This is a genomic window from Haloarcula marismortui ATCC 43049, assembly GCF_000011085.1.
Lineage (GTDB): Archaea > Halobacteriota > Halobacteria > Halobacteriales > Haloarculaceae > Haloarcula > Haloarcula marismortui.
The window spans coordinates 2,451,832-2,467,759 of sequence record NC_006396.1; the positions used below are offsets into that span (position 1 = coordinate 2,451,832).

Genomic DNA, 15,928 nt, shown 5'->3' on the forward strand with positions numbered 1-15,928 from the left:
CATGGGCCTGTTCGATAGGATCCGTCGGGCCGTCGGTGGCGATGACTCGTCGACCGACGGGGACGAGCGGACGGCAAAGGATAACGGGCCGTCCGACGATGGGCCGGACCGCCTAGACACGGCGGCGCTCGACCCGACGACGTTCCGGGAGTACGCCGAGAACGTCGTCGATGGCGCGGACCCGCTGACATTCGACCCCGATGCGCTTGCCCGCCTCGATACGGCCATCGAGGAGAGCTACGGCGGCGAGACCGTCGGCGACGCCGCGGGGACGACGACCTACACCGAAAACACGGTTCGGTTCGGGAGCTATCTCGGTGAACTCCTCGTGCGGGCGTACGACGGCGAGTGGGTCCAGTCCGACGGCCGATGGGGCGTTACCGTTTCCGGCCCGGACGACGAGGTGACCGTCGCGGTGTTCGACGTGGCTGCCCGCTCGTTCGGCGACGAGCCGGTGTTCGCGGCTGTCGTGACACGTCTGGAATCCGAACTGGCACTGGATAGCATACAGACTCCCGACGGTGATGGACGGGCAGATTTGGAGGCAGATGAAACCGACGCCGACAGCGTCGTCTCCGAGCCGACGCGGATCGTTAGCCGTGTTGGTGATGCACAGGCGGACGAGCGAGGTGAAGCACCTGCCGGCGATACCACTGATTCTGAGCCGTCTCAAGCTGTCGAAACGGAGCCGACCCGCATCGTCAAACGGGTCGAATCCGAGTCGGAAGCTGATGACCGGTCGGACGACACCGACCCCACGCCCGTCGCCAGTGCGGTTGATGACGAACCGGAGAACGAGCCACCGCGGGGCAGTGACGACCCCGACAGCAACGAGAGCGCAGATTCCGATACAACTGATTCAGTGTCAGATGCTGCTGGTAGCGAGCCGCCAGCCACTGCAGCCACCGAAGAAGAATCGATTGCCGATCCGAGTGACAGGCCGGCGGCTGACGACACCGCCCCAGAGCGGTCGGCGGATGATACCGCCCTAGAGCGGTCGGCAGATGACACCGCCACAGAGTGGTTGGCTGATGACACTGCTGATGAGCAGCCAACAGTTGAAACGCTGGCCGAGGAGTCAGCCGTCGATGATTCTGCGGATGAACCGGCCGCTGATACGACTAATGCTGTCGAAACAACGACCGATGCGGCCGCAGCCGACGAGCCGGTTGCGTATATCGATGAAGCGGAGTCGTCGTTCGATAGTGCCACAGCGGACTCCTCTGATGAAACGACAGCGGCCGAGACACCGTCCGAAGACTCGGCTGTCGACTCCCGCGATGAGGATGGAACTGATGACACCACGCCCGCGCGGGCGGCAACTGACACAGCCGACGACGAAGCAGCAACTGACACAGCCGCTGACGAAGCAGCGACGGACACAGCCGACGACACATCGTCCGACACATCGATGGACGACGAACCGATCCGCGATAGCTCGCCGGATGCGTTGTCAGATGCCGTTCCAGACGCAGAGGCGGCTGCCGAAACGACGGCTGATGAGTCACCTGCAGACATCGCCGACACGAGGGCCGATGATACCCTGGCAGCCGTTTCGGACTCTGACACCACGGAGCTGTTTGATGACAGTCCCAACACATCGGCTCCTGTCGCAGATGTCAAGGCGACCGATACCAGCGAGCACGCAGCGTCACAGGACGTAACCGCTGACGAGACGGCTGCGACAGCAGACACCGACGAGAGTGACCTATCTGCACCCAGTGACAGCGATTCGACCGCTAGCTCGATGGCCCGCTCGTGGGAATCCGGCACGGTCCGGGCGGACCACGCCGACACCGCTGTCGAGTTCGCTGACTTCTGGGGCGAGCACGACCTCGATTTCTCGCCGGCCTCGCTTTCGCGGCTCGACGACCTAGTCGACGCCGAGTGGGACGACGAGCGCTTCGCCGAGACGACCTTCGGGAGCGACGCGTCGTTCGACGACCGCGCGTTCTCCAGCGTCGTGCGAGAACTCGGCGGCTACTTCGGCGAAGTCCTCGTCCGGCACCTCGATGGCGACTGGACCGACGAGACGGACCACGAAGCGGCCGTCGTCGTCGGTGGGCCGGCCGGGCAGTTCGCAGTCCCTGTCTTCAAGGTCGCGATAACGTCGCTCAGAAAACAGGCGGTGTTTGGCCGGAGCTACGACGCCCTGCTCGACGATCTTGGTCGTGAGGGGCCGGCACGGTGAGCGATGTGAGTCCCGGTCCGTCGTTTCCCCGCTGTTGCTAGTCAGACAGGGGGAGGACAGCCGTGCTCCCACAGTCGGGACACTCGTCGTGATCCGTGTAGAGGCGCGTTTCACACTCGCTGCACTGGTGGGTGGCCTCGTCGTCAGACGCCTTTTCGACTTCCTGCTTCAGCGCCTCGACTTTCCGACCGATATCGTTGAAAAGGCTCATTATGATACGTTCGGCCCGGACAGGCATAAACGTCGGCTGCGGTTCCGGGTCGTGTGAGGATGTCGCCACTCGCAAACGACCCATCCTTTTGTCACTGGCGGCGCAGGGGCCAGACGTGTCGCTGCCACCTCTCACGCCGGGGATGTTGTTCGTGTTTGCGGTCATTGTCGCTGCGCTGGTGCTGTTTGCGACGGAGGCGCTGCCCGTCGATGTGACCGCTATTGCCGTTATGGTCGCGCTGATGCTGGCCGAACCGGTGACGGTGCTCGCGACCGACCTCGGGTTGCTTGCCGAGCCGGTGTACGTGTTACACCAGGCCGGTGACGGGATTTCGCCGCTGGATCGTGGGCTTTCCGGCTTTGCCTCGACGGCGACGATAACGGTGCTTGCGATGTTCATTCTCTCGGACGGCGTCCAGCGGACCGGGATCGTCCAGATTCTCGGCGCGAAAATCGCCTCGCTGACCGGAGACAGCGAAACGAAACAGCTCAGTGCGACCGTCGGGCTGGTCGCGCCTATCTCCGGGTTCATCAACAACACTGCCGCCGTTGCCATCCTCCTGCCGATGGTCACTGACATCGCACACAAGGGCAAGCTCTCGCCGTCGAAACTACTGTTGCCGCTGTCCTATGCTTCGATGTTCGGCGGAATGCTGACGCTCATTGGGACGTCGACGAACATCCTCGCCTCGCAGCTCTCGGCGGAACTGATCGACCAGCCGTTCAGTATGTTCGAGTTCACCCAGCTCGGCATCATCGTGACCGTCATCGGAACGGTTTATCTTCTTACCGTCGGGCGCTATCTGGTCCCGTCGCGGATTCCGGTCGAAGAGGACCTCACCGAGGAGTTCGAGATGGGTGAGTATCTCACCGAGGTCGTCGTTCGCCAAGACTCCCCGCTCATCGGGCAGACTGTCGACGAGGCGCTCAGAGTTTCGGCGTTTGACGTGGACATCGTCCAGTTGGTCCGTGAGAAACGCACGTTCCTCGAACCGCTCGGCCAGAAATCCATTCGGGCCGGTGATGTCTTCGCCGTTCGGACGGACCGAGACACGCTCGTCGACCTCCTCGATGTCGAAGGGCTGGACATCATTCCGGATGTCGAGGTCGACGACGCGGAACTGGAAACCGCAAACGAGCGGAAAAACCTCGTTGAGGTTGTCGTCGCCCCCGGCTCCTCGCTTATTGGCGAGACACTCGTCTCCACGAACTTCCGCCAGCGCTACGACGCGACAGTGCTGGCGCTTCGCCACGGGCAGGAGCTGTACCGCCAACGAATGGACCACGTTACACTCCGCATCGGCGATACGCTTCTGGTGCAGGCCACTCCTGAAAGCATCGACCGTCTCAACCGTAACAACGACTTCATCGTCGCCCAGGAGGTCGCACGCCCGGATTTCCGGCGGTCGAAGATTCCCGTCGCTATCGGCATCGTCGCTGCTGTCGTCGGCGTCGCGGCGCTGACGCCGGTTCACATCGTCATCTCGGCGCTCGGCGGCGCGCTGGCGATGGTGCTCACCGGCTGTCTCCGCCCCCCGGAGCTGTACGACGCCGTCCAGTGGGATGTCATCTTCCTGCTCGCCGGCGTCATCCCGCTTGGTACCGCACTACAGGAGACCGGCGGCGCTGACTTGCTCGCGGAACTGTTCGTCATGGGCGCTGGCAGCATCCTCGCCGCCGGGGGCGGCCTCGCCGTCGTTCTCGGGCTGATGTACCTCGTTACGGCGCTGCTGACGAACATCATCTCGAACAACGCCTCCGTCGTCCTGATGATCCCGGTCGCCATCGAAACCGCCCAGCAACTGAACGCCAACGCCTTCGCCTTCGTCCTCGCCGTCACCTTCGCTGCCTCGACGGCGTTCATGACGCCGGTTGGCTATCAGACCAACCTCCTTGTCTATGGGCCCGGTGGGTACCGATTCACCGATTATCTGAAGGTTGGTGCGCCGCTACAGGCCGTATTCGCCGTCGCAACGACGCTTGGCATCGCGTATTTCTGGGGCCTCGCTCCCGCGTGACATGGCCGCCTCGCAACGAAACGCTTTACAGGCTGTCGAATCGAGAGAGTAGTACGGGATCGTGGGGTAGCTTGGTAACCTTCGGGCCTTGGGTGCCCGCGCCCCTAGTTCAAATCTGGGCGATCCCATACCTGCGATAACGAACGCAGCCTTTCTGCCGCGTCTACCGCTACTTCCCTAGCACCCTGTCTTGCCAGCCCCTTGCTGTCATTGCCACTCCCACTCGTAGCCGCGGCCCGTCCTCACCACTATGCCCGTAGCGACTCCCCGGGCGACACTGCAAAAAGAAGCCGTCGCGATGTTACACCGCGCTAGTCGCCAGTCCCGTCAGGGGCGGAACGCGTGGCGTGTTATCGCTGGCCTCCGACATCGCTGTGGTCGTCCTCCCTGCTACTGGTGTCGAACTCGTCGACGGTCGCGGCCAGCGAGTCGGCACGGTCGCGGAGTTCGTCCGCGCTCTGGGCGATTTCAGCGACGGACGCGGACTGCTCTTCGGCGGCCGCCGATACCTGCTCGGCGTCTTCCGTCACGTTCTGGCTGATCTCGGACACCCCGTCGACGCGGTGGACGACGCTCTGCGTTGCGTCGGCCTGGTCCTCGGTGGCGTCCGCAATCTCCTGAATCCCATCGTTGGCGTTCTCGATTGCGTCGACAGTGTCCGCTATCGCGTCGGCAGCCTCGCGGACAGTCTTCACACCGGTGTCGATGTGGTCGCTGGTCGCGCGGATGTCCGTGACAGTCTCGTCCGTCTCCGTTTGCACGGCCGCGATTTCGGCTTCTATCTCTGCTGCCGCCTGCTTTGTCTCCTCCGCGAGGTTCTTGACCTCGTCGGCGACAACGGCGAAGCCCTCGCCGTCCTTGTCGGCACGGGCGGCCTCGATGTTGGCGTTCAGGGCGAGCATATTCGTCTGCTCGGCGATATCCGAAATGAAGTCGACAATCTCGCCGATGTCGTCCATCCGCTTCTGTAGCGCGAGAATCTGGTCGACCGCATCTGCCGAGCGGGACTCGATTTCCGCCATGTCGTCAATGGCTGACTCGGCGGCTTCCCGGCCCGTTTCGCCACGGTCGACGGCTTCCCTGGCCGTCTCTGCGACCGTCGTCGATGACGCTGCGACTTCCTCGATGCTCGCCGATAGCTCGTCCATTTCGGCGGCAGCCTCCTCAAGGTCGTCGTGCTGTCTGATAGCGCCGTCGGCGATCTCCTGTATGCGGTCACTGACGGTCTGGCTCGTCGTCTCGATTTCTTCGGCCCCAGTTGCGACCTCGATTGTGGCATCCGCGACCTCGTCGGCGAACGCCGCGACCTCACTGACGGTGGCTTCGAGCCCGTCGAGCATTGCGTTGAACTCCACTGCGACTTCTCGCATTGCCGTCTCCTCCGCGTCTTCGTCGAGTCGCTTCGTGAGATCACCGTCAGCGATCTCCTGCATCACCGCGCTGTACTCGGTAGCGCGCTCCTGAAGCCGCTGGCTGGCTTCCTCCGCCTCAGCCCGTGCGTCCTCCGCTTCCGTGCGGAGCTCCTCGGCCTCCGACCGCGCCGTCTTCGCTTCCTCAACTGCATCCTCCGCTTCCTGAATGCGGTTCTGCAGAGAGATCCGCATATCGTCAAACGTCCCGTAGAGCCGGCCGATTTCATCGGCACGGTTCGTCGAGAGGTCGACATCGAAGTTGCCGGCCTCGATGCGTTCAGCACGGTCTCGTAGCTGCTTCAGGGGGTCAACCGTGCGTTTTCCGAGTACGAGGCCGACAGCCGACAACGAAACGAGTGCCAGCAGGACAAGCAGTCCGACCGTCTGCCCGACCGTATCCCGGACACTGAACGCCTGTGCCGTGTCTAGACTGGTCACTGTGACCCAGTTCGTGGTCGGGACGGGCGCGAACGCGTACACGCGACCATCGGACACCGCTGTCACCGGGGCTGCAGTGCCGTTCGCGTCGCGGATTGCCGCGAGGCTCTCACTGTGGGTGGCAGCATCGAACTCGCGGTCGATGTTCAGTACCGTCTCGTCGTTGGTGTTCAGAATCGTGGTTTCCTTCGTCGAATTCGTATCGCTGAGCCGGTCGACCTGACTCTGGATACGCGTGACGACGACGAGGTGCGAGCCGTCACGCTTCGGGACCGAGCTCGCGAACGCCATCACGGGCTCGTCGTTGAGGACCGGCGAGCGGTACGACCGACTACTCGACCAGACCTGTGTGTTGTTGCCGGGCCCCTCCGGCACTTCGGCGGCCGTCCACGGCGCGTCAAGTTCGGACAGCGACCGTCCCTCTAGCGGGAGTTCCGTGCTGGCGACTACCTCGCCACGGGATTCGTTTACGAGGTGCATACTGACAACGTCGTCAGGCAGTAACTGGTCCTGCAGCAGGATGTACGCCGCAGCGCGCCGGTCGCTCCGGAGTGGTTCACCCTGCGAAATGGACCGGGTGTGCGTGCGTTGCTGTTCGACCCACGAGCCGATAGAGTCCCCCTCCAGCTGGCTGGTCTCGGCGAGCTGTTCGGTTGTCTGTTGCTCGACTGCTGTGGATGTCGCCTGAAACGTGAACGCGCCGGCGCCCGCGATGACGAGCAACACGGCGAGGAACGCAACAGCAAACTTCGCAGCGAACCGTTGCCGTATGAATTCGGGAGCGACTCGATCAAGCGCACTCGCCAGTCCGTCGAGCGGACCGCCCGCCATCAGGCACCACCCGTGTTGGAGCGCTCAGTGGGCACGACGATGTCGCCGGCGGCGATTTGCTCCCGCGATGTCGACAGCGCCTCCCTGATATCGTCGGGAATTGCCGGCTCGAGGGAGGTGCCATAGACGACGCCGACGCCGTCACTATCAAGCCCGAGCGAGACAACCTCACCAGCGGGGAGGTTGTCCGCGACCGTCGCCGTCGCCGCGTCGTAGACCGCAACGTTCACTCGCTTGACCATGCTCGCGAGTACGACATCCGCGTACCGAGGGTTACTCCGGGACTGGTCTGAGTCCACCCCGATTGCGTACCGGCCATGAGCCTGTGCGGCCTGGAAGATACCAACACCTGCGCCACCCGCCGCGTGGTAGACGATGTCCGCCCCATCGTCGTACATCTTGGCTGCGATGTCCCGAGCGCCCTGCACGTCGTCGAAGTTCCCGAGGTACTCGGTGAGGACATCAACGTCTGTGTTAGCGTACTCGACGCCGGCTCTGAAGCCGGCCTCGAACTTGTGGATGAGCGGCTGGTCGAGGCCGCCGACGAATCCGACGGTCGTCTCGTCCGGGTTCGTCGAGCCTGCCCCGAGGTCGACATCTCTGGTTGTGAGCAGCCCAGCGAGGTTCCCGGCCTGAAACGACCCCTCGTGTTCGCGGAACACGTAACTCGCCACGTTGTCTGCCTCCACGACAGAGTCGACGATCATGAACTGCTGGTCCGTGTACTCCGATGCAGCCTCAGATAGCCCTTCAGCCTGCAGAAATCCGATACAACAGATAAGGTCGTATGACGGACTCGTCGAACTCGCCAGCTCGGCCTGTATTTCGCCGAACCCGGCGACACTGGTTGGCTCGTGGTTCGTGTACTCGACCCCGTCATCGAGGCGTGCGCGCTGAATGCCGCGGTTCGCAGCATCATTGAACGAGCGGTCATCGAGCCCACCCAGCGCGTACACCATTCCGACAGTCGCCGCCGCATCGCTCTCGTCGATGCCACTGGCAGTTGCTTCTTGGCTGTCGCTGGCCCCCTCGTCTCCCTGTCCGCTCCCTCCGAAGCCGCCCGCACAGCCGGCGAGTGCTGCGGTCGCGGCCGCGCCGCCGCTGGCGAGGAGCTGACGTCTTGTAATATTGTGATTGCGCACGATTATTCTACTCTGAGTGAATCAACTATACCAGCAAAAACCACGGGGCCCAATTCTCGACAGTGATACTGATACCGCCCTCGTGCCGCCTTATTTCAGTTCCACCCCGGTTTGCGAACCTTCTTAGGCCAGTGGGCATAACCACTGTCCACTCAAATGGCGACCGCCGAGAACACCGAACTCATCGACCGCTTCGAGGAGTTCTACCGCAACTACTACCGCAACGAGATCGGTGAGCTCGCCCAGAAATATCCGAACGACCAGAAATCGCTGTATATCGACTGGGACGACCTCTATCGTTTCGACCCGGATCTAGCCGACGACTACCGGACAAAGCCCGAGCAGATACAGGAGTACGCCGAGGAGGCCCTTCGACTGTACGACCTCCCGGTTGATGTCTCGCTCGGGCAGGCCCACGTCCGCGTCCGGAACCTCCCCGAATCCGAGGACATCCGCGACCTGCGCCACGAACACCACGGGAACCTCGTTGCCGTCAGAGGTATCATCCGGAAGGCGACCGACGTGCGCCCGAAGGTTATCGAGGCGGCCTTCGAGTGCCAGCGCTGTGGCACGCTCACGCGTATCCCCCAGACCGCCGGTGACTTTCAGGAACCGCACGACTGCCAGGGCTGTGAACGACAGGGGCCGTTCCGGCTCAACACCGACCAGTCCCAGTTCATCGACGCCCAGAAGCTCCGTGTGCAGGAATCTCCCGAGGGACTGCGTGGTGGGGAGACGCCCCAGTCAATCGACATCAACATCGAGGACGACATCACGGGCCACGTCACCGCCGGTGACCACGTCCGCGTGACCGGCATCCTCAAACTCGACCAGCGGGGCAACGACAACGAAAAGTCCCCGATGTTCGATATCTACATGGAAGGCGTCAGCGTTGAAATCGAGGACGAGCAGTTCGAGGACATGGAGATCACCGACGCTGACAAGACGGAAATCGTCGAACTCTCCAGCGAACCCGACATCTACGACAAGATGGTCGGGGCCATCGCCCCCTCTATCTACGGCTACGAAAAAGAGAAGCTCGCGATGATGCTCCAGCTCTTCTCCGGCGTAACGAAGGAGCTACCTGACGGATCTCGAATACGTGGGGACCTCCATATGTTGCTGATAGGCGATCCGGGGACGGGGAAATGCGTCCACGGTGACACGCGGGTAACTCTCGCAGACGGCCACGAACGGCCGATACGAGAGGTCGTTGAATCGAACTTAGATGATCCCAAACCAGTCGACGACGGCGTGTGGGACACTGTTGATTTCGATGTCCCCTCACTCCAATCCGATGGAACAGTAGCCACGCAAAACGCGACCAAGGTTTGGAAGCGCAAGGCACCGGAAACACTGTATCGGATACGAACCGCGACTGGTCGTGAACTCGATGTAACCCCGTCCCATCCACTGTTCGTCCAATCTGACGGCCGGTTCCAGGCCAGGAAAGCCGAGGAATTAGAGAGCGGGACACACGTTGCCGTTCCACGGAAGGTTTCCACAAATGCCTGTAACGAACTGGATGTCACGTTCCGACAATCACAGGCCCACAACAGAATCGATCTTGACCTTCCACCGCAGTGGACACCCGAACTGGCCCGTCTGATCGGTTATATTGTTGCCGAGGGGTACGTCGAGCAACGTCCGGATAACACGGGGTATGTTTCGATAACCAATAACGACCGCGAAGTTCTCGATGACGCGAAATCTGTTCTGGAGACACTGAACCTCAACGTTACGGAACGGAGTTCACACGAGGGGAAGACCGCCCGCGAACTGTTGTGTTCTGCCGGCGAGTTCGTGAGCTTCCTCGCATCTCTGGACGAAACGTTGCTCCAGTCCTCGGCGGAGAGACGCGTTCCGCAAGATATCATGCGAGCCAGCGACAACGTTGTCACCGGATTTATTCGAGGCTATATCGAGGGAGAGGGACACGTTTCGACATCACAGAGAGAGATTACTGTTGCTTCGATGAGTAAACCGCTGCTGGAAGACGTTCGAACCTTGCTCGTCACACAGGGAATCACGGCACAACTCCAACCCCGGAACAACGGCAGCTACCGGCTTCGAATCTCCGGGCAGTCTTTCCACGACTACGCCGAACAAATCGGATTCATCACAGCGCGAAAGACCGAAGCGTGCCGGCAATTCGAGGGAACCCACGGAAATACGAATCTTGATATTGTCCCCAATCTGGGTCCGGAACTCCGTCGCATCCGGGAAGCACTTGGACTGACCCAATCCGAGTGCGGCCTTCCGCGTTCGACGTATCAACACTACGAGCGGGGACGCCGAAACCCAAGCCGTGACAGTCTCGAATCGGTTCTCGATGCCTTCGAGACGCGGTTGGCTGAGATGAACAATGACACACCTATCAGCGACACTGCGCGTAGCGACGGCGGCGGAACGGGGTCACTCCGTCAAGACCTGAACGGACTCGCTGCACTCGTCGAAGGTGACATCGCGTGGGACCGGATCGAATCGATAGAACCCATCGAACACGATGAAAAGTGGGTCTACGACCTCGAAATCGAGGGGACACACAACTATCTCACTAACGGAGTTGTCTCGCATAACTCACAGATGCTGTCATATATCGAGAACATCGCGCCGCGCTCAGTCTACACCTCCGGCAAAGGGTCGTCGAGCGCGGGGCTCACCGCGGCCGCCGTCCGCGACGACTTCGGCGACGGCCAGCAGTGGACGCTAGAGGCCGGCGCGCTCGTGCTCGCAGATCAGGGCATCGCCGCCATCGACGAACTCGATAAGATGTCTCCGGAAGACCGTTCGGCAATGCACGAAGCGCTGGAACAGCAGCGTATCAGCGTCTCGAAGGCTGGAATCAACGCGACACTCAAATCCCGCTGTTCGCTGCTGGGCGCGGCTAACCCGAAGTACGGTCGTTTCGACCAGTACGAGCCTATCGGCGAGCAGATCGACCTCGAACCGGCACTCATCTCCCGGTTCGACCTCATTTTCACCGTGACGGACAAGCCTGACGAGGAAAAAGACCGGAACCTCGCCGAGCACATTATCCAGACCAACTACGCCGGTGAACTCCACACGCATCGGACGGAAAATCCCACGTCGAATTTCAGTGAGGAGGAGGTTGGGACCGTCACCGAAGAGGTTGCGCCGACTATCGAGCCGGACCTTCTCCGGAAGTACGTCGCCTACGCGAAGCGCAACTGCTTCCCGACGATGACCGAGGAGGCGAAATCGCGCATCGAGGACTTCTACGTCGACCTGCGGCTCAAGGGGCAGGACGAGGACGCACCGGTGCCGGTCACCGCCCGGAAACTGGAGGCGCTGGTCCGGCTTGCCGAGGCGTCCGCTCGAATTCGGCTGTCTGATACCGTCGACGAAGCTGACGCCGACCGGGCGGTCGACATCGCCCACTACTGCCTGAAGGAGATCGGCGTCGACCCCGAAACCGGCGAGTTCGACGCCGACGTGGTCGAAACCGGCCAGTCGAAGACTCAGCGCGACCGCATCCAGAACATCAAAGGCATCATTTCCGACATCGAGGACGAGTACGATGAGGGCGCACCCGCCGACGTAGTCATCGAACGCGCTGAGGAGGTCGGCATCGACGAGTCGAAGGCCGAACACGAGATTGACAAGCTGAAACAGAAAGGCGAGGTGTACGAACCTCGGACGGATCACCTTCGGACAACCTGATATGGACCGTATCTCCGCACTCCGCAACATCGAGGAGGCGCTGGCCGAGTTCGAGGCAGGGTCACGGTCGCTCAGTGACCTCGAACGGGACGTTCGTGGGACGCTCCGGACCTATGCGACTGAGTTCGAGGGCGACCTGCAGGCCTATCGGGCAAACGGTGGAGCCACCGTGGATGGTCTCGTCGTCCTCGCACCGTCTGAGACAGCGGCCCGCGAGCGGGTTCAGGACCTCGTCTCAGATGCCGGCGAATTCACCGTCACAGTCGTCGAGTAGACCTTTTCGAGCAGCGTAAGTACTGTCGGCACACTCCACACCTCCCCTACAGTACTGACTCCCGAGTCCGCCTGCCCCTATCTTTCTTGGCGACTAGCATATATATTCAGTCTACGGCTCATTCAATTCAGTAAAATTTTATAGTAATAATAGCAATGTCTACCCAGTGCTACTCGTCGTCACGTACTCCCGGGCGGCACGCAGAGACCTGCGAAACGCCTGTCGTGCCCATGAAGACTGTGTCGTTCGGCAGTTCGGGAGAGCAGCGTTGTTCGCCGGAACAGAGTTCGGGGCCTTTCAGGCGCTTCGGCTCCACGAGAAACACGACCTTGACGTGCAGATCGAGCACGTCGAACCGTTCGAGCCGACAGATGCTCCGGAGCATATCCGTGAGGCGGCCAAACGGTATGAGGCACGCGAGGAACCGGCGACGCCATACGAGCGGTTCGCGTCGGGGCGTGACCTCCCGGACCCGGACCAACTCCGAGGCGTTGACCTGTGAAGCTCCACGTCGCTGGAACCACGTACACGGGCGCCGTCGTCGACCTTCGCACCCGAAACGTCGACGGTCGGACCATCGCCGCAAGCATCCGCGGGCAGCAGTCCGTTCCGGTCGTTTCCTGTCCGGAACCACCGTCCGTGTACGCCTACGCAGGGCACGTCCATCCATCGATGGGACTGCGAACGCGGACTGCGCTCGCGGCTGCCGCTCGGTCACGGGGATACGAGACGCCACAGGACGACGCCGTCACAGAGTGCCACGCCCAGCTGGCCGAACTTGAGTGCTCGCCGCCGGAGCTGCCGGACCCCATCGACCCAGTCCCGGAGTCGACCATCGACGGCCTGCAGGAAGCGGTCGCTACCCACCGCGGTCGCCTTACCGCTCGGCAGGCGGTCGGTGCGGACGACGGGGCGGTACAGGCCGCTCTCCGGGACGCGGCGACGGAACTGAGCGAACGGGAAACTCGACAGGCTGCCGCCAGAGAGACACGCGAACTCCGTCGGGAGCGGGCACGCGCCTATCGGGACACGCTGGAGGAACAGCGTCGGCTTACCGACGAACTGGCCAACCTCCGGCGGAGCGCCCGAGCGACCCTCGTTGACCGGTGCGCTGATACGTTCGCTCGGGCCATCGAAGCCGTTCCCGGGCCAGTTCCGGACGACCCGTTCGATGCCGACCCAGTAACGGCTGCCCTGGCCGTACTCCGGGTCGCCAAAACGCCTGCACCGGTCGTCCTCGAAACGGACCGGTTCAGGACCCCAGCGGCTGCGTCGGACTGTCTTGACGCCCCCGTCGTCCGTTGCTGAGTTTTAAATCGGAAGGCCGGGCCACCGTTCCTATGGTTACCTTCGACTGTCGCGCCGAGCGAGTCGACGGCGTGACGCTCGTCACAGCGACTGTCGGCAACATCGCCGAACCGACTCGAATTACTGTCCAGAACCGTCTCGATGGCCCTCTCTGGCCGCCGAGAACGCAGGGCGTTCCTGCAGCCGGTTGGTCCGAGGACGGGTTCGAAGGGGTCCTCAGACCGGAAACGCAGGCGCTCGGGTACGCGACGCCAGCCCCACCGTCTGCACAGCCGGCGGAGCTGGTGAGTACCGAGCCGGCACCTGATACGACGATAGCGGACGACCGACTCGACTCCGCGGACGCCGTTCTCAGAGAACTGGGTGACCCGTCGCCGCCTGCTGCTGCCGTCCCAACAGCTGAGTCAATGCACGTAGCCGAAGCCGCGAGCGCTGGGCCGCCCGGTCCAACGCCGGAACAAGACATCGAACCGCAGCCAGCGGGACGCCAACCGTCAGCCGAACCGAGGACTGCGGCCGGGCACCAGCCGGACCAGCAACTCCCCGATGCAGTTTCGCAGTGGCTCGAAACCGTTGCTGGGCGGGTCGACCGTGCTGAGCGGCTAGCCGAGGCGGATTCGCTGTCAGCAGCGACGGCTGCGGTTCGCACGGCAGACGGCCTGTCTGGCGTCCGGACGGTCGCGGCACGGGGCGAGACCGACGAGCAAATGCTCCGGGCGCTGGCCCGACGGGCCGAGCGGCTCGCCGACCGACGAGCGGCTGCCACGGTGCCGACTGAGACCCTGTCCCGCCTGGCATGATTCTGGCAGTCACCGGCGGGAAAGGCGGTGTCGGCAAGTCGACTGTCGCGTACAATCTCGCGGCAGAACTCGACGCGCTCGAACGGACCGACAGCAGGGATTCGCACTCGACCGCGAACGCCGGGAGCGTCGTCGTTGACGGCGACCTCGGGATGGCGGACCTCCCGTCCAGTCGTGGTCCCGACCTGCACGACGTTCTTGCCGACCGCGCCGACCCGCACGAAGCTGTCCGGGAGGACGGTCCAGTGACTCTCGTCCCATGCGGACGAACGCTGGCCGGTGCTCGGAGTGCCGACTTGCGGGGGCTCACAGATGTATTCGCCGCGCTGGAGCGGACCTATCGCTGGGTCATTGTGGACTCGCCGGCGGGGATGCACGCCGACGTGGGGTTACCCCTTGCTGCTGCCGACGCTGCGGTACTCGTCACGACGCCGGAGGACGCGGCGCTCGCTGATGCGCTTCGGGTCCGGGCGCTGGCCCGCGAACTCGACGCCGGACTCTGTCGGGTCGTCCTCAACCGTGCCGGTCCGAACCCCGCGATCGGGGCTGTCGCGGACCGGTTCGGTGCGCCAGCTGTCGCTATCCCGAAAAGTGAGCCGCTAGCGACGGCACAGGCACATGGACAGCCGCTCCGAGAAACAGCGCCGGACACGTCGGCTCGGCGCTCGATTGAATCGCTCGCTGACGCCGTCTATTCCTGTAGCTCGGTGTAGGTCCCACGTAGCGTGACCGGCGTTACGTCCGCTGTCTCTGCCGCTTTGGCCTGCGTAAGTGCCACGTCCTGCTCCTGAGCCGCAGTATAGAGACACGCCGCTGCGACGCCGGCCGGATTGCGCCCGCTGACCAGCCCGCGGTCCTGTGCCTCGTCGACGAGCTGTTCCGCGCGCTGGCGGACCGCCGTCGGCAGGTCCAGCGTCGTCGCGAACCGAGGGACGTACTCGCGTGGGTCAATCGGACCGGTCGGCAGCCCGAGCTCCCTGTTCAGAGCGTCGTAGGCCGCGCGGAGTTCCGCCTGTGTCGCCTTGGCGACGGTACAGAGTTCGTCGACGGTCCGGGCAACACCTTCGGTCCGGCAGGTGGCGTAGATGGCCGCGGCCGCAAACCCTTCCAGCGTCCGTCCCTGCAGCAGATCCTCGTTCTGTGCGGATTCGAACAGCACACAGGCCCGGTCCCGAATCGCGTCTGAAAGCGCCATTGAGCTGATGATACGTCGGATCTCGGTGAAGGCGTACACCTTGTTTCGCTCGCGTTTCGAGCTGATCTGGGCGCGGTTGTGCTCGCGCCGGAGGCGGGCGAACTGCCGCCGCTTGCGCCCTTTCAGCCGTGTCGACCGGCCGATCTTCGTCGAGAGCCCGCGGTCGTGACGCGACCGCGTCAGCGGCGCGCCCGTGCGTGCCCGGTCGGTGTCGTCATCCTCGAATGACCGCCACTCCGGGCCGGGGTCGATGGCGTCCTCGCCGACGACCAGCCCACAGCTGCCACAGACCGATTCGACGCCCTGTTGTTTGACTGACCCGTTACACTCCGGACATTGCGTTACCGTCGTACTCATGTTTCCACCTACGGCTGGATGGAGGGTTAAAAAACCGATGCAACGGCGGGTTTCCGGGCGCTTTTCGG

12 protein-coding genes and 1 tRNA gene are annotated in these 15,928 nt (G+C 63.0%); 9 read left to right on the forward strand and 4 right to left on the reverse strand.

Annotation, left to right across the window (positions count from 1 at the left end):
• Position 1 precedes the first annotated feature (1 nt).
• A complete protein-coding gene (locus RR_RS16285; protein ID WP_011224409.1) occupies positions 2-2,191 on the forward strand; it encodes a hypothetical protein in 2,190 nt (729 codons plus the stop codon).
• 37 nt (positions 2,192-2,228) lie between these two features.
• On the opposite strand, the gene RR_RS22520 is transcribed toward RR_RS16285, so the two are convergent.
• Positions 2,229-2,402, reverse strand: coding sequence for a hypothetical protein (locus tag RR_RS22520; RefSeq protein WP_170221569.1), 174 nt, complete (start codon positions 2,400-2,402; stop codon positions 2,229-2,231).
• A 142-nt stretch (positions 2,403-2,544) separates the two neighbouring features.
• Here RR_RS22520 and RR_RS16290 point away from each other — a divergent pair, with 142 nt between their 5' ends.
• Both RR_RS16290 and RR_RS16295 read left to right on the forward strand, forming a co-directional pair.
• Positions 2,545-4,419 carry an SLC13 family permease gene (locus RR_RS16290; protein ID WP_011224411.1) on the forward strand — a complete coding sequence of 625 codons (1,875 nt, stop codon included), beginning with the start codon at positions 2,545-2,547 and terminating at the stop codon, positions 4,417-4,419.
• Between the two features lie 55 nt (positions 4,420-4,474).
• Positions 4,475-4,547, forward strand: a tRNA-Pro gene (locus RR_RS16295).
• 222 nt (positions 4,548-4,769) lie between these two features.
• Here RR_RS16295 and RR_RS16300 read toward each other — a convergent pair.
• Both RR_RS16300 and RR_RS16305 read right to left on the reverse strand, forming a co-directional pair.
• A complete protein-coding gene (locus RR_RS16300; protein ID WP_011224412.1) occupies positions 4,770-7,100 on the reverse strand; it encodes a methyl-accepting chemotaxis protein in 2,331 nt (776 codons plus the stop codon).
• Positions 7,100-8,242: a BMP family lipoprotein gene (locus RR_RS16305; RefSeq protein ID WP_049939046.1), complete on the reverse strand. Its 1,143-nt coding sequence runs from the start codon at positions 8,240-8,242 to the stop codon at positions 7,100-7,102. Before RR_RS16305 ends, RR_RS16300 begins: the two co-directional genes overlap by 1 nt.
• Positions 8,243-8,398: 156 nt before the next feature.
• Here RR_RS16305 and RR_RS16310 point away from each other — a divergent pair, with 156 nt between their 5' ends.
• From RR_RS16310 to RR_RS16335, 6 genes are all read left to right on the forward strand, one after another.
• Entirely contained in the window at positions 8,399-11,926 is a 3,528-nt protein-coding gene (locus tag RR_RS16310; protein ID WP_011224414.1) for an LAGLIDADG family homing endonuclease, read from the forward strand.
• 1 nt (position 11,927) lies between these two features.
• Positions 11,928-12,200 carry a hypothetical protein gene (locus RR_RS16315; protein ID WP_004960088.1) on the forward strand — a complete coding sequence of 91 codons (273 nt, stop codon included), beginning with the start codon at positions 11,928-11,930 and terminating at the stop codon, positions 12,198-12,200.
• 166 nt (positions 12,201-12,366) lie between these two features.
• Positions 12,367-12,702 carry a hypothetical protein gene (locus RR_RS16320; RefSeq protein WP_049939047.1) on the forward strand — a complete coding sequence of 112 codons (336 nt, stop codon included), beginning with the start codon at positions 12,367-12,369 and terminating at the stop codon, positions 12,700-12,702.
• Entirely contained in the window at positions 12,699-13,508 is an 810-nt protein-coding gene (locus RR_RS16325) for a hypothetical protein (RefSeq protein ID WP_049939048.1), read from the forward strand. The genes RR_RS16320 and RR_RS16325 overlap by 4 nt, the downstream gene beginning before the upstream one ends.
• Before the next feature lie 32 nt (positions 13,509-13,540).
• Complete coding sequence (locus RR_RS16330; RefSeq protein WP_011224416.1) at positions 13,541-14,308, forward strand: hypothetical protein; 768 nt, start codon at positions 13,541-13,543, stop codon at positions 14,306-14,308.
• On the forward strand, positions 14,305-15,021 hold the full coding sequence (locus RR_RS16335) for a MinD/ParA family ATP-binding protein (RefSeq protein ID WP_011224417.1): 717 nt from the start codon (positions 14,305-14,307) through the stop codon (positions 15,019-15,021). The genes RR_RS16330 and RR_RS16335 overlap by 4 nt, the downstream gene beginning before the upstream one ends.
• Here RR_RS16335 and RR_RS16340 read toward each other — a convergent pair.
• Positions 15,000-15,860 carry a transcription initiation factor IIB gene (locus tag RR_RS16340; protein WP_007187827.1) on the reverse strand — a complete coding sequence of 287 codons (861 nt, stop codon included), beginning with the start codon at positions 15,858-15,860 and terminating at the stop codon, positions 15,000-15,002. The two genes, RR_RS16335 and RR_RS16340, sit on opposite strands and share 22 nt — an antisense overlap.
• Between the last annotated feature and the right edge of the window lie 68 nt (positions 15,861-15,928).

Bases quoted from the DNA above. Each gene is read 5' to 3' on its own strand.
- RR_RS16330 (WP_011224416.1), top strand. From the start codon at position 13,541: ATGGTTACCTTCGACTGTCGCGCCGAGCGAGTCGACGGCGTGACGCTC.
- RR_RS16310 (WP_011224414.1), top strand. From the start codon at position 8,399: ATGGCGACCGCCGAGAACACCGAACTCATCGACCGCTTCGAGGAGTTC.
- RR_RS16300 (WP_011224412.1), bottom strand. From the start codon at position 7,100: ATGGCGGGCGGTCCGCTCGACGGACTGGCGAGTGCGCTTGATCGAGTC.
- RR_RS16335 (WP_011224417.1), top strand. From the start codon at position 14,305: ATGATTCTGGCAGTCACCGGCGGGAAAGGCGGTGTCGGCAAGTCGACT.
- RR_RS16290 (WP_011224411.1), top strand. From the start codon at position 2,545: ATGTTGTTCGTGTTTGCGGTCATTGTCGCTGCGCTGGTGCTGTTTGCG.
- RR_RS16315 (WP_004960088.1), top strand. From the start codon at position 11,928: ATGGACCGTATCTCCGCACTCCGCAACATCGAGGAGGCGCTGGCCGAG.
- RR_RS22520 (WP_170221569.1), bottom strand. From the start codon at position 2,402: ATGAGCCTTTTCAACGATATCGGTCGGAAAGTCGAGGCGCTGAAGCAG.
- RR_RS16285 (WP_011224409.1), top strand. From the start codon at position 2: ATGGGCCTGTTCGATAGGATCCGTCGGGCCGTCGGTGGCGATGACTCG.
- RR_RS16340 (WP_007187827.1), bottom strand. From the start codon at position 15,860: ATGAGTACGACGGTAACGCAATGTCCGGAGTGTAACGGGTCAGTCAAA.